Origin of the sequence: Metabacillus herbersteinensis, from assembly GCF_042433335.1 — a bacterium.
GTDB classification, from domain to species: Bacteria; Bacillota; Bacilli; order Bacillales; family Bacillaceae; genus Metabacillus; species Metabacillus herbersteinensis.
Genome location: NZ_JBHLVO010000015.1, coordinates 75,133 through 87,748, shown reverse-complemented (window position 1 = coordinate 87,748; position 12,616 = coordinate 75,133). Strand labels below are relative to the sequence as shown.

9 protein-coding genes, 1 pseudogene and 1 riboswitch are annotated in these 12,616 nt (G+C 36.1%); of the genes and pseudogenes, 3 read left to right on the top strand and 7 right to left on the bottom strand.

The annotated features are described in order from the left end of the window. Positions 1 to 475: 475 nt before the first annotated feature. The 3 genes from ACFFIX_RS16600 to ACFFIX_RS16590 form a co-directional block, all read right to left on the bottom strand. Positions 476 to 1,366, bottom strand: coding sequence for a nitrilase-related carbon-nitrogen hydrolase (locus ACFFIX_RS16600; protein ID WP_378935932.1), 891 nt, complete (start codon positions 1,364 to 1,366; stop codon positions 476 to 478). A 653-nt stretch (positions 1,367 to 2,019) separates the two neighbouring features. Then, entirely contained in the window at positions 2,020 to 3,405 is a 1,386-nt protein-coding gene (locus tag ACFFIX_RS16595; RefSeq protein ID WP_378935930.1) for an L-cystine transporter, read from the bottom strand. 247 nt (positions 3,406 to 3,652) lie between these two features. Beyond that, on the bottom strand, positions 3,653 to 3,778 hold the full coding sequence (locus tag ACFFIX_RS16590) for a hypothetical protein (protein WP_378935928.1): 126 nt from the start codon (positions 3,776 to 3,778) through the stop codon (positions 3,653 to 3,655). A gap of 110 nt (positions 3,779 to 3,888) precedes the next feature. On the opposite strand from ACFFIX_RS16590, the gene ACFFIX_RS16585 reads away from it, so the two are divergent. From ACFFIX_RS16585 to ACFFIX_RS16575, 3 genes and pseudogenes are all read left to right on the top strand, one after another. Beyond that, positions 3,889 to 4,323 (top strand): RrF2 family transcriptional regulator, encoded by a 435-nt coding sequence (locus tag ACFFIX_RS16585; protein WP_378935926.1) that lies wholly within the window; start codon positions 3,889 to 3,891, stop codon positions 4,321 to 4,323. 268 nt (positions 4,324 to 4,591) lie between these two features. Beyond that, positions 4,592 to 4,720, top strand: a pseudogene (locus tag ACFFIX_RS16580) (hypothetical protein); the annotation flags it as partial. Between the two features lie 153 nt (positions 4,721 to 4,873). After that, on the top strand, positions 4,874 to 5,470 hold the full coding sequence (locus ACFFIX_RS16575; protein ID WP_378935974.1) for a class I SAM-dependent methyltransferase: 597 nt from the start codon (positions 4,874 to 4,876) through the stop codon (positions 5,468 to 5,470). A gap of 377 nt (positions 5,471 to 5,847) precedes the next feature. Here the strand turns inward: ACFFIX_RS16575 and ACFFIX_RS16570 are convergent, their stop codons facing one another. From ACFFIX_RS16570 to metE, 4 genes are all read right to left on the bottom strand, one after another. Then, positions 5,848 to 7,029, bottom strand: a complete 1,182-nt coding sequence (locus ACFFIX_RS16570; RefSeq protein WP_378935924.1) for a glycoside hydrolase family 18 protein — start codon at positions 7,027 to 7,029, stop codon at positions 5,848 to 5,850. Between the two features lie 174 nt (positions 7,030 to 7,203). Continuing rightward, the gene (htpG, locus tag ACFFIX_RS16565; protein WP_378935922.1) at positions 7,204 to 9,084 is read right to left on the bottom strand and encodes a molecular chaperone HtpG; all 1,881 of its coding nucleotides are present in this window, start codon (positions 9,082 to 9,084) and stop codon (positions 7,204 to 7,206) included. Positions 9,085 to 9,326: 242 nt separating this feature from the next. After that, the gene (locus tag ACFFIX_RS16560; protein WP_378935920.1) at positions 9,327 to 9,800 is read right to left on the bottom strand and encodes an acyl-CoA thioesterase; all 474 of its coding nucleotides are present in this window, start codon (positions 9,798 to 9,800) and stop codon (positions 9,327 to 9,329) included. Positions 9,801 to 9,830: 30 nt separating this feature from the next. Beyond that, positions 9,831 to 12,131 carry a 5-methyltetrahydropteroyltriglutamate--homocysteine S-methyltransferase gene (gene metE / locus ACFFIX_RS16555; RefSeq protein ID WP_378935918.1) on the bottom strand — a complete coding sequence of 767 codons (2,301 nt, stop codon included), beginning with the start codon at positions 12,129 to 12,131 and terminating at the stop codon, positions 9,831 to 9,833. Between the two features lie 256 nt (positions 12,132 to 12,387). Continuing rightward, positions 12,388 to 12,580: riboswitch (cobalamin riboswitch) on the bottom strand. Positions 12,581 to 12,616: the final 36 nt, after the last annotated feature.

Sequence of the window (12,616 nt, the reverse complement as noted above, 5' to 3'; positions counted from 1 at the left end):
CTTCTGATGGTTAGTTGAACTTAATCAGGTTCTTAGTGTCAGTCCGACAAACGTGAGCTACTGACACTTAGGAACGTGGCTTAGTGAAACTTCCATCAGCGATCTTCTGATGGTTAGTTGAACTTAATCAGGTTCTTAGTGTCAGTCCGACAAACGTGAGCTACTGACACTTAGGAACGTGGCTTAGTGAAACTTCCATCAGTGAACTTCTGATGGTTAGTTGAACTTAATCAGGTTCTTAGTGTCAGTCCGACCGAAGGAGTTACTGACACTTAGGAACGTGGCTTTTTTCTAAATAATAGATTAGTAGAAAATAAAGGGAGGGTGACTCTTATGTGTCTGACCTCTCCAATTTCACATGTAAATAGTATCTTCCAACTAATAAAATGACTAAATACTACTAAAGTTAGAGGGTTGACACTTAGGTTCCTGAGTCACCCCCTTATATTATTTCTTGATGTATTGTTAGTACGATTTATGGTAATAAAGCAGTCATCTCACTATATGTTTCAGGTCGTCGGTCACGATAGAATTGCCATACATCTCGCACTTCTCGAATCAACTTTTTATTCATCTCTCCGATAATTACTTCGTCTTGATCACGGCTCCCCGTCGCTACAAAGTTCCCGCGAGGATCTACTAAATACGATTGACCATAAAATTCCCCCATATTCCATGGTCCTTCATAACCAACACGGTTGATTGCTCCTAAATAATAGCCATTAGCAACTGCATGGGCAGGTTGTTCTAGCTTCCAAAGGTATTCAGATAATCCCGCAACTGTAGCAGATGGATTAAAAACAACTTCAGCACCTTTTAATCCTAGTAATCGGGCACCTTCTGGGAAGTGACGGTCATAACAAATGTAAACACCGATTTTTGCAAAAGCTGTATCAAATACTGGATACCCTAAATTTCCTGGTTTAAAGTAATACTTTTCCCAGAACCCACAGCCCTCGTTCCCTACCGCAACATGTGGAATATGTTGCTTTCTATATTTCCCTAGGTACGACCCATCAGCATCAATGACAGCAGCAGTGTTGTAATATGTAGCAATACCTTCTCTTTCATAAATTGGTAGAACAATCACAACTCCTAACTCTTTTGCAAGCTCTTGAAATCGTTTTGTTGTAGGACCATTCGGTATTTCTTCTGCAGCGTCATACCATTTCGTGCTTTGCTCAGCACAGAAATAAGGTCCATAAAATATTTCCTGCAAACAAATGATTTGTGATCCTTTTTCAGCAGCTTCTATTACAAGGTTTATATGTTTTTCAATTGCTTTTTCTTTATGAACTTGAACAGGTTCATTTCCATCTACATCGTTTGAGGCCTGAATAAGGCCGATTTTCACTAAATCTGACACAGTTTCATCCCCCTTTAGTTCTAGAGATACAGATTGTTCGTAAGTGTAAAACACAGAAATTCACAACAGAACATCTGTAGACTATAAGGAAAGCGCTTTCATTACTGGAGATTTCTGAAAAGTAACTGAGGTTATACTAAAAATACTAAATTTTCAGTAATTTAATTTCATTTTAAAGGCTGTAGATAAGCTTTGCATTATACAGAGTGTTAAATCATGGAGGTGTTTTCCTTACCATTATGTAAAATAATCGGTAATTGTATGCCAGCAACTACTTCGTCTCCTATTAGGATGAACAGCATTAGTAGTTCCCTATTTTTTGTCCCTCTTTTAAATCTATTCTATTTATAAGAAATAATATGTAAAATGAGGTCGTCCACCAAAAGAATTATTCTTATTCTTTAATAGTATTAAAATAATATTAAGCCTTGCACCACGTTTCAGATCCCTCTATTCACAAGTTTTTGCTCGAACTAGACACACTGTAAATACTTTGTTTCAATAATGAAGCTCAAATAAATCGTTCGACATGGTTCTCGTAACCGGGTTTGTTTTATAGAACAGAACCACAAAAAGCTTGTAGAGGAAAATTACTTCTCCTTTACAAGCTAGGTTGGTACCTTTTTATTGCTTTTTGACATTATTAAATTTCTCTATGCTTCAGCATGTTGACTGTTATCATCATATACACTCGTATCTAATTCTTTCGTAGCTTTACTTGTTAGAACTCCTGCAGTCATACTTCCACTTACATTTACAGCAGTGCGCCCCATATCAATAAGTGGTTCAACAGAAATTAATAATCCTGCTAATGCAACTGGAAGATCCATAGCAGATAAGACAAGGATTGCTGCGAAAGTTGCTCCCCCTCCGACACCAGCTACCCCAAATGAGCTAATCGCTACAACAACAATCAAGGTTGCTATAAAGGATGGACTCAATGGATTAATCCCAACAGTTGGAGCGATCATTACTGCTAACATTGCTGGATAGACACCTGCGCAACCATTTTGCCCAATGGAAAGGCCAAATGAACCTGCAAAGTTAGCCGTTCCCTCCGGAACACCTAGATCTCTTGTTTGAGTTTTAATATTAAGCGGTAATGCACCCGCACTTGTACGAGAAGTAAATGCGAATGTTAATACAGGTAACGCTTTTTTCACATACGTTATTGGATTTAATCCAGACAGAGTTATTAATAGTAAATGAATTGCAAACATTATCGCTAGTGCCACATAAGACGCTAGGACAAATTCACCCAATTTCCAAATTGCATTGTAATCACTAGTTGCAGTAACTTTTGTGATTAACGCAAGTACTCCATATGGAGTGAGGCGTAAGATAAGTGTAACAACTCTCATTATAATTGAGTAAAAAGTATCTACAATTTTAGCGAACATATCTGCGTGTTCCTGATTTTTCTTTCTAACACCTAAATAGGCCATTCCTAATATTGCGGCAAAAATAACAATTGCAATTGTTGAAGTAGGACGTGCGCCCGTAAAATCTAAAAACGGATTTGCTGGTAAAAGGCTTAAGATCTGTTGTGGAAAAGTTTGATCTTGAACCTCTCCAAACCTTTCTTCAAGATATTCACCACGTTCTGTTTCTGCATCGCCTTGTTCTATTTCAATTGCTTCGAGATCAAATACCAATGAAGTTCCAATTCCAACCGCTGCGGCGATTGCAGTAGTTCCTATTAAAATAGCAATAATTAATCCACTAATTTTTCCAATATTATTAGATAGCTTTATTTTTGTAAAAGCACCCAATATTGAAATGAAAACTAATGGCATGACGACCATTTGTAGTAGTGTTACATAACCACTCCCTACGATATTAAACCAATCAATTGTACCTGAAATGACTTCAGATGCAGTTCCATAAATCAACTGCAAGACTAAACCGAACACAACTCCTAAACCTAAAGCAATAAAAACTCGCTTTGAGAAGGAAACATGTTTCTTTTGAAGCGTAAACAAACCAAAAATGAATAAAAGCATAATAGCAATGTTGATGATTATATAAAACGTTGTCATTCCTTCAGCCTCCTTTTCCATCTTAATATAAGCTATTCAAAATATAGAATAGTTATTCCGAGTAGTCAAGTGAGATTACTTAGTACAGGCTAATTCCTATAAAATATTTTATCTCATTTAGGAAGTGCAATTGAAGACATCCACTATTTGTCCAACAATCCATTCAATTTTGTTATTTTGCAAATAGTGTATAAAGTCAGTGAAATTACTGTTTGCTAAATAAGCTGCCCTTTCAAGAGTGATTTCTTTAGATAGATATAAAGAGAGCAATGGAATTAAGAATTGCTTTTTCAATCGACTGTTCCTGATTCCCTTTACGCAGCATATCACCGACATCTTTTGAAATTGTAACAACAATTTCTTCCTGATTCACATATATTACCTTTTGTTTGAAAGAGAAAAGAGTTGCATACTATTTGTAGTGTCTTTATTATATATAATTATGGTCAAAATAACTCTATAATAGTTTCAATGGAGGGTATTATGAAATTTTCAAAGGCTACAAATTATGCGTTGCATACGCTTGTTCATTTAGCAACGGTTCCAAAAGGAAAAGCAATTGGTGTCAAACCCTTAGCTCAGTTACAAGGACTATCACAAGCATATTTGTCTAAAATTTTAGCGACATTAGTAAAAGGAAATTTAATTGAATCAAGTCCAGGTGTAGATGGTGGATATAAATTACGAAAAGAAGCGAGCGAAATTACGTTTCTCCAGGTAATAGAGCTGATTGAAGGAAGGCACACTATGTTTCAATGCGATGTAAATCATCCTACTGAAAGTGCCGATTGCCTCATCCAACAGGTAATGGATGGTGCTGAACAGAAACTCAAGTATTATCTGACTACGAAAACCATTCAAGATATTGCAGCTAAAGTAGAACATGATGGAGAAAAACATATAACAAGCCGTACCTAAAATTTTTCGAATTATAATGGACAAAATAACTCTATAATAGTGTTAATGAGTTGAATGAAATGTTAATGTATGATTGTACAATTATTGGTGGTGGGCCAGCTGGTCTTAATGCAGCGCTTATCTTAGGATATAACTGGTCCAATAATCTTATCATATGTACAAATGGAGATAGTGACCTTTCGAAAGAACAGCTATACTTGCTATTTAACAAAAAGGAATACAAGTGTGGGAAGATACGATTACCGCAATTGACGGGGATGACGGACAAATGCATACTATTATATTTGATAATGGAGAGTCTTTGTCCCGAAAAGGTGGATTTGTAGAGGTCCAATGGGATCATGCTTCTCAACTGCAAGATACTTTAGGTTGTGAAACCAATAAAACTGGTGCCGTCAAAACAAATATATTCGGTCAAACCAACGTCCCAGGGGTATTCGCTGCAGGCGATACTTCTATTATTGCTCCTTCTCAGCTTATTATTAATGCAGGTGAAGGTAGCAAAGCTGCGTATGTTTCATTTTTAATAAATAGGGAATTGGAGTGTAATATGGAAAATAATGTTTTTGAACAGATAGCAAGAAGATATGATACAGAAGAAAGAATTGAATTAGCTAAAATTATAATTAAGGAAGTAAGACCAGAATTACGAAATAGTACATCAAAATCTTTAATAGACTATGGGAGTGGTACTGGTCTAATTAGTTTAGAATTATCAGATTTAGTAGATTCTATTTTGTTGATAGATTCATCAAAACAAATGTTGGAGGTTGCGAAAGCTAAAATTTCTCACAAAGGAATTACCAACTCAAAAGTACTTTATTCGGATTTCACTCAAGAAACTCCTGAACTTCAGGCAGACATAGTTTTCATGTCACTAGTCCTTCTTCATATTCCGGATACTAAAAAAATTTTACAAGAACTGTTCAACATTTTAAATAATGATGGTAAGCTAATTATTATTGATTTTGACAAAAACGATAAAATAAATCATCCGAAAGTTCATAACGGTTTTTCGCATGAAGAACTGAAAAAAAGATTATCCGAAGTTGGATTTAAATCAACTGAAATTAAAACATTTTATCATGGTAATGGTATTTTCATGAATCAAGATGCCTCAATGTTTATATCCAGTAGTATAAAGTGATTTCTTTTTTAATTTCTTAGTTCACATAATCTCTAAAAAAGAACCATTCCTATCAAGAGTTTTGGCCTTTGACATTGTGAAATGTCATTGGTCTCGTTTATTCCCTGTTGATGTGACTGGTTCTTTTGACATTTTATACATTTCGTTTTTGATAACACGTCTTATCGGTAGTCTTTTAGTATATAAAAAGGAAACCGATTATTCCGTATCCTCATCTTCCTCAATAACCGTAATAATAATTCTTTTCTCTTCGTAAAGAACATGAATTGTGTTTGCCATTACATTTTTTCGGGGAGCCAGTCCTTCATCAATACTGGATAGATATACCCCAGCGACATAATCTTTATCTTCATCAGGGTAAATTCATTTATCCTATCTTACTCATTAGATTTTACAGTATAATTCCCTCGTTCCTTATCCTCTTTCTCCAAAACGTCAGAAATCGCACCAGTCAAACTATGTGCTCCTTGTGCATCAAGACCTGATTCCCACAGCATCATCCCACCAAATCCATGATCCAGCGCCAGTTTGGTTTTCTTTTGAATAGTCGGTATTCCATTGTAATGATAGGTGGTTCCGTTCATTTCGACAATATCCAGCTTGGCATTTTTCGAATTGCTGTTTACGATTGCGGCGTATGACATTTGTTTAATCGACACATTTTCAGGTTGAGCATATGATGGGACACCAAGCACTAGCTTGTCTTTAGATAGGCTGTGTTCGTCAAAAAGATTTGTCCAATAATTGACGATATTCTCAGTAAACGGGTATGGAGATAAATTTGCAGCATTATATTCGCCATCCCACTGACCATCATAAGCCATGATGTTGACATGATCTACATGTTGAAACATCATCGGATCAAACACAACAGATGCGATTTCCGTACCTGTTACACTATGAATCTTCGAATAAACAGCAATTGATAATTCTTTATCTTTTTCATGAAGTCTTTCACTTAAAGTTTTCGTGAAAGCAGCCAAATTTTTTGCATCTTCCTTGGAGCGTGGGTGTTCAAAATCAATGTCAATTCCGTCTAGCTTCTCTCGCTCAGTTAGTTCCATGAGCTCGTTTGTTAGCTTTGTACGAGAAGCTGAATTAGAAATCGCTGTTTTGAAATACTCGTACGATTCACCACCCTCAATGTGATACCAGCCCCCTACTGCCAAAATTGCTTTAGTTTCATGTTGATGTGCTTTTTGGACCATCGATCGCAGGTTAGTTAAAGCTGTATCTCCATTTAACAGAACACTTCCATCTTTTGCAGGGTGGGCAAAGGAGAAAATAACGTGTGTTAGATTCGAATAATCGACTGTAGCAGGGTCCCGAAAATCCTGTACATAGCCCATTAGTATTTTTGGATTTATCTGTTCTATTTTTGGCTTTTGCTTTTGGATTGGAAATTTTGCTGACTGCGGTGCCTGTTTTGTTTTTTGTAGTGTTTGTGGGTCAGATCTTTCTTGTTGAGTGTCGTTACTAGAATAAAAAACTCCTAAAATAAATCCTCCTGTGAAAGTCAAAACTGCTACTATCAATAGGAGAAAGATGCTTTTCTTCATTATCTCCATTCATCCTTTCACAATCTATGGTCTCCTAGAATAGTAACAAAAAAGGGGAACAAAGAGGGGTGGTAATATAACCCTGATAACCCAATGGACAACATAAATTTTTGGCGTAAAATAAAAAAACAGCCTCACACTTTTCTAAAAGTGTGAGGCTGTTCGAGTGCTAACTTATACCATTACTTTGCACATATCATTTGTAAATTCTACAGGATCTTGTATTGGCAATCCCTCAATCAGCAGAGCTTGGTTGTACAATAATTTTGTATATAAATTTACCTTCTCTTTATCTTGTTCAAAGGCAGCTTTTAATGACTGGAATACCTCATGATTGCTGTTAATTTCTAAAACTTTATCAGCTTTAATATTTTGGTTATCAGGCATTGCACTTAGAATTTTTTCCATTTCAATTGTTACTTCACCATCTGTTGATAAACATACCGGATGGGTTCGTAATCGTTTTGAGACTCTTACATCCTTTACTTTGTCGGATAAAATAGTTCTCATAAAGTCGAAGAGTTCTTTGTTTTCGTTTTCTTCTGACTCGGTATTATTTTGACTTTCATCTGCTTCAATGCCTAAGTCACCACTAGATACTGATTTAAATTCTTTCTCTTTATAGACCCCGATCATCTTGATAGCAAACTCATCGATATCATCTGTGAAGTATAAAATTTCATAGCCTTTATCAGAAACTAACTCTGTTTGTGGGAGCTTTTCAATTCTTTCATTCGATTCTCCAGAAGCATAGTAAATATATTTTTGATCTTCAGGCATTCTTGAGACATATTCATCGATTGTTACGAGCTTCTTCTCTTTAGATGAATAGAACATGATTAGATCCTGCAATGTTTCTTTATGAGTTCCAAAATCACTATAAACACCATATTTCAACTGTCTGCCAAAAGACTTAAAGAATTCTTCATACTTTTCTCTTTCATCCTTTAACAAACTTTGCAATTGGCTTTTTATTTTTTTATTAATATTTTTTGCAATAAGTTTCAATTGGCGATCATGTTGCAACATTTCTCTTGATATATTAAGAGATAAATCCTCAGAATCAACCATTCCTTTTACAAAACTAAAATAATCAGGTAAAAGGTCTGCGCATTTGTTCATGATTAATACACCATTGGAATAAAGCTCTAATCCTTTTTCATATTCCTTTGAATAGTAGTCATAGGGCATATTTTCAGGAACATACAAAATGGCATTATATCTGATACTGCCATCGACACTGAGGTGGATATGCTTGATTGGCTTGTCGAAACCGTAATGCTTTTCATTATAAAAGTTTTCGTAATCTTCAGCAGTTAGCTCACTTTTATTTTTTCTCCAGATCGGAACCATGCTGTTAACAATCTGTTCTTCCTGATAATCTTCTAATTCATTTTCGCTATCTTCTTTAGGTCGTTGTCCACTAACATCCATTTTGATTGGGTAGCGAACGAAATCAGAATATTTTTTGATGATGGCTTTTAATTGACGCTCTTCTAAAAACTCTTCATAACTATCATCTTCAGTGTTCTCTTTAATTTTTAGAGTAATCTCTGTACCAACTGACTCTTTTTCATGTGGGGTAATAGAGAATCCATCTGCACCCTCTGATTCCCACTTGTAAGCTTCATCACTACCCAAAGCTTTACTAATTACAGTCACAACGTCGGCAACCATGAATGCTGCATAAAATCCAACCCCGAACTGACCAATAATGTCATGTCCATCCTTTAATTCATTTTCACTTTTAAATGCTAAAGATCCACTCTTTGCAATGATACCAAGGTTATTTTCAAGATCTTCTTTGGTCATCCCAATACCTGTATCTGTAATTGTTAATATTCGGTTGTCCTTATCAGCAGACACTTTTATGTAGTAACTATCATTGTCAAAAGTTAATGTATCATCTGTTAAAGCTTTGTAATAAATTTTGTCGATTGCATCACTTGCATTTGAAATTAACTCTCTTAAAAATACCTCTCGTTTAGAATAAATGGAATTGATCATCATTTCTAACAATCTTTTGGATTCTGCTTTAAATTCTTGTTTCACCATTAAAACCTCTCCTTTCAAAAATAAACGGACTTGAACATACTTAAACGTAATATGTACTTCGCAAGACCGATAAGTATAAGTTTAGCACTCTAGCTGTTCAAGTGCCAATCTATTATTTTAATATCATATACTCTATTTGTTGTCAATAAGTGAGTTTTAATTTTACATTTCATTAAATAGATGTAATATAAAAGCCAAATCCTTGAAACATAAGGATTTGGCCTATTAATAATGAACTTATACTACCGAATCATTGCTCTATTTTTTCTATGCTCCTTACGAGCAGGTGCCGTTTCAAAAAGTCTTTTTTCTTCATTTGAATGGGGTATTATTTTTGGAACTGAAATCGGTTTTCCGTTTTGATCAACAGCTACCATTGTAAGAAAAGCTTCCGTAGTTAAAGTTTTCTTATCCAATAATAAGTCAGTAGAGTAAACTTTTACAAATACTTCCATGGGGGTTCTTCCTGTTGATGTAACACTAGCTTCTAAACTTAGAGCATCTCCAACAGTGGCAGACGATAAGAAGTCTACAGAATCAATTGATGCTGTGACAACCACATTATTGCAGTGCTTCATAGCTGCCAAGGCAGCGATTTCATCGATATGGGATAGAACCTTCCCACCTAAAATTGTTTTTAACTGATTCGTATCAGGCGGAAGGACAAGTTTTGTCTGTATAGTTCTCGAACGTTCTACTGAATATGCTTGTTCCATTTCATTTTACTCCTTCCGTGATTGGTATCTTTAATGTTCCTTTCCCACGAGCAGCTTTTCTCTCGTTTGTTCTGCCGCTTTAACCATCACTCTAAGTGCTTCGACGGTCTCATCAATACCACGTGTTTTTAACCCGCAATCAGGATTAATCCAGAATAGCTTTGGATCAAGCACTTGAAGAGCACGATCTATGTTTCTTGTCATCTCTTCAAGCTTTGGTATCCGTGGACTATGAATGTCGTATACACCAAGACCGATGCCTTTGTTATACGTATTTTCTTCAAAGGCATGAATTAATTCACCATGACTTCTTGACGTTTCGATCGAAATAACATCAGCATCGAGCGCTTTAATCGCATCGATAATATCCGCAAAATCCGAATAACACATATGGGTATGAATTTGTGTACCGTTTTGCACAGATGTTGTTGCAAGTTTAAATGCGTAGACTGCAGCGTCAAGATAGCTTTCCCATTTTTCCCGTTTTAATGGCAACCCTTCACGAAGTGCTGGTTCATCGACTTGAATCATATGAATTCCATTCTCCTCAAGTGTTTCAACTTCTTTTCGAAGTGCTAGCGCAATTTGGTTTGCAACAACGTAGCGTGAAACATCATCGCGAACAAACGACCAATTTAAAATTGTAATGGGACCTGTCAACATTCCTTTTACAGGTTTGTCTGTTAACGTTTGAGCATATACGGTTTCTTTGACTGTCATTGGTTTTAAATAGTTCACGTCACCGTATATAAGCGGTGGCTTCACACATCGAGAACCATATGACTGTACCCAACCGAATTTAGTGAATTGAAAGCCATCTAATTTTTCACCAAAATATTCAACCATGTCTGTACGTTCAAATTCTCCATGTACAAACACATCTAGACCAAGTTCTTCTTGAATTTCTATCCATTTATTAATTTCAGCTTTTATATATGTTCCATACTCTTCACCAGTTAGCTCTCCTTTTCGCCACTTTAAACGCTGTTTTCTTACTTCTTGTGTTTGCGGGAAGCTTCCAATTGATGTAGTTGGAAGAAGTGGTAATTGAAAAGCCTTTTCTTGAAAACCTTGACGGATTTTAAATGGTGCTTCACGTTCAGCTTTATACGAATGCAAATTCTCAATGGCTTCTTGGACTTGTCTATTGTTTCGAAAGGATGATTCATTTAACTCCTCAATTGCTTTTATACTCGCTGTGATCTCCTTATGTATTGTTCCCTTCCCAGCGTTTAATCCTTTTGTAAGCACTACAATTTCAGATAATTTTTCATCTGCAAATGATAGTGCATCTTTTATAACTGCATCGAGTGTATTTTCGCTTTTAACTGTCACTGGTACATGTAGTAAGCTTGATGAAGGCTGTACAAGGAGACGATCCTTTGAAACAACCTCCGAAATCTCTGCAAGAAGTGAGGACTTTTCATCAAGATTCGCACACCATATGTTCCGTCCGTCAATTACTCCAGCAGCAAGCACTTTATCTTTTGGGAAACCATATTTTTTCAAAGCTGCAAGATTTTCCCCATGATCATGTACAAAATCTAGGCCAATTCCTTGAACAGGGAGTGAAACGATATCTTCGTATTTTTCAATGCTCTCAAAATAGGTTTGCAAAATAATTTTCACTTCTGGTGCTGCTTCACGCAATGTTTGATAGACTTCGTTAAATAAAGCAACCTCTTCTTTTAAAAGTGTTGTCGATAAAATAGGTTCATCGATTTGCACCCACTCTACGCCTTCTTTTTGCAATTCACGTAATATGTCAGCATAAAGCGGCACAAATTGATTAACAATTGTTTTAAAGTCACTGTCTTTATATCCTTTTGACAGCTTTATAAATGTTATAGGTCCTAAGATAACAGGCTTACCTTCGATATCAAGTTTGTGTTTCGCCTCTTTATAAAATTGAAGTGGACGGTTTTCAACAAGAGTTGGTTCTACTTCATCCAGTTCTGGAACAATATAGTGATAGTTTGTGTTAAACCATTTTGTCATTTGGGATGCAACCGCACCATTCGTACCACGTGCAATATCAAAATATGTTTCAAGTGATACTTTACCTCCATCGTACTCAAAGCGCTTCGGAACTAGACCGAACATAACAGCTGTATCAAGTACATGATCATACAAGCTAAAATCTCCAACCGGAATTAAGTCTATTCCTTGATCAATTTGCTTCTGAAGATGATGTAGACGAATTCCTTCAATTTCTTTTAAGAATGATTTTTCTTCAAGTTTTCCTGCCCAAAACTGTTCAAGTGCCTTTTTCCATTCGCGTTGTTCACCAATTCTTGGATAACCTAAATTCGAGCTTTTTACTTTACTCATCTTATTTATCACTCCTTCGATAGTTTTCGTCTTCAACTAGCCACGTTCCTAAGTGGCAGTAACTCCCTTTGGTCGAAACTGACACTAAGAACCTGATAAGGTTAACTAACCATCAGAAGGTCACTGATGGAAGTTAAACTAAAAAATCTCCCTTTTCAAATAGAAAAGAGAGATTCATACGCATAGCTAACTAGAGTTGAGACCTACTGGTTTCCTCAACACGTATTCCTCACCCCTCCCCTATATCCCCGTAGAGCAAAAGTACATACAACAGGCAGGTCTCCTGACTTAGGATCTTCGCTTCTTATCCCTTCCCATTTCAATATGAAACAGTGGTTGATTGATAAGTTGCTCCCCATTACAGTGGCGGGACCGTGCCGGAATTTCACCGACTTCCCTTTTAAGCTGTATAAATCTTTCACACAGCACCTAATTGCGTTTTATATTAAATTTTTTAAAGATAAGCGTTGGACGCTGCCTCCACT

Coding starts and splice junctions, on each gene's coding strand:
- ACFFIX_RS16595 (WP_378935930.1), bottom strand. CDS start 3,405: ATGACAACGTTTTATATAATCATCAACATTGCTATTATGCTTTTATTC.
- ACFFIX_RS16585 (WP_378935926.1), top strand. CDS start 3,889: ATGAAATTTTCAAAGGCTACAAATTATGCGTTGCATACGCTTGTTCAT.
- ACFFIX_RS16575 (WP_378935974.1), top strand. CDS start 4,874: ATGGAAAATAATGTTTTTGAACAGATAGCAAGAAGATATGATACAGAA.
- ACFFIX_RS16570 (WP_378935924.1), bottom strand. CDS start 7,029: ATGAAGAAAAGCATCTTTCTCCTATTGATAGTAGCAGTTTTGACTTTC.
- htpG (WP_378935922.1), bottom strand. CDS start 9,084: ATGGTGAAACAAGAATTTAAAGCAGAATCCAAAAGATTGTTAGAAATG.
- ACFFIX_RS16560 (WP_378935920.1), bottom strand. CDS start 9,800: ATGGAACAAGCATATTCAGTAGAACGTTCGAGAACTATACAGACAAAA.
- metE (WP_378935918.1), bottom strand. CDS start 12,131: ATGAGTAAAGTAAAAAGCTCGAATTTAGGTTATCCAAGAATTGGTGAA.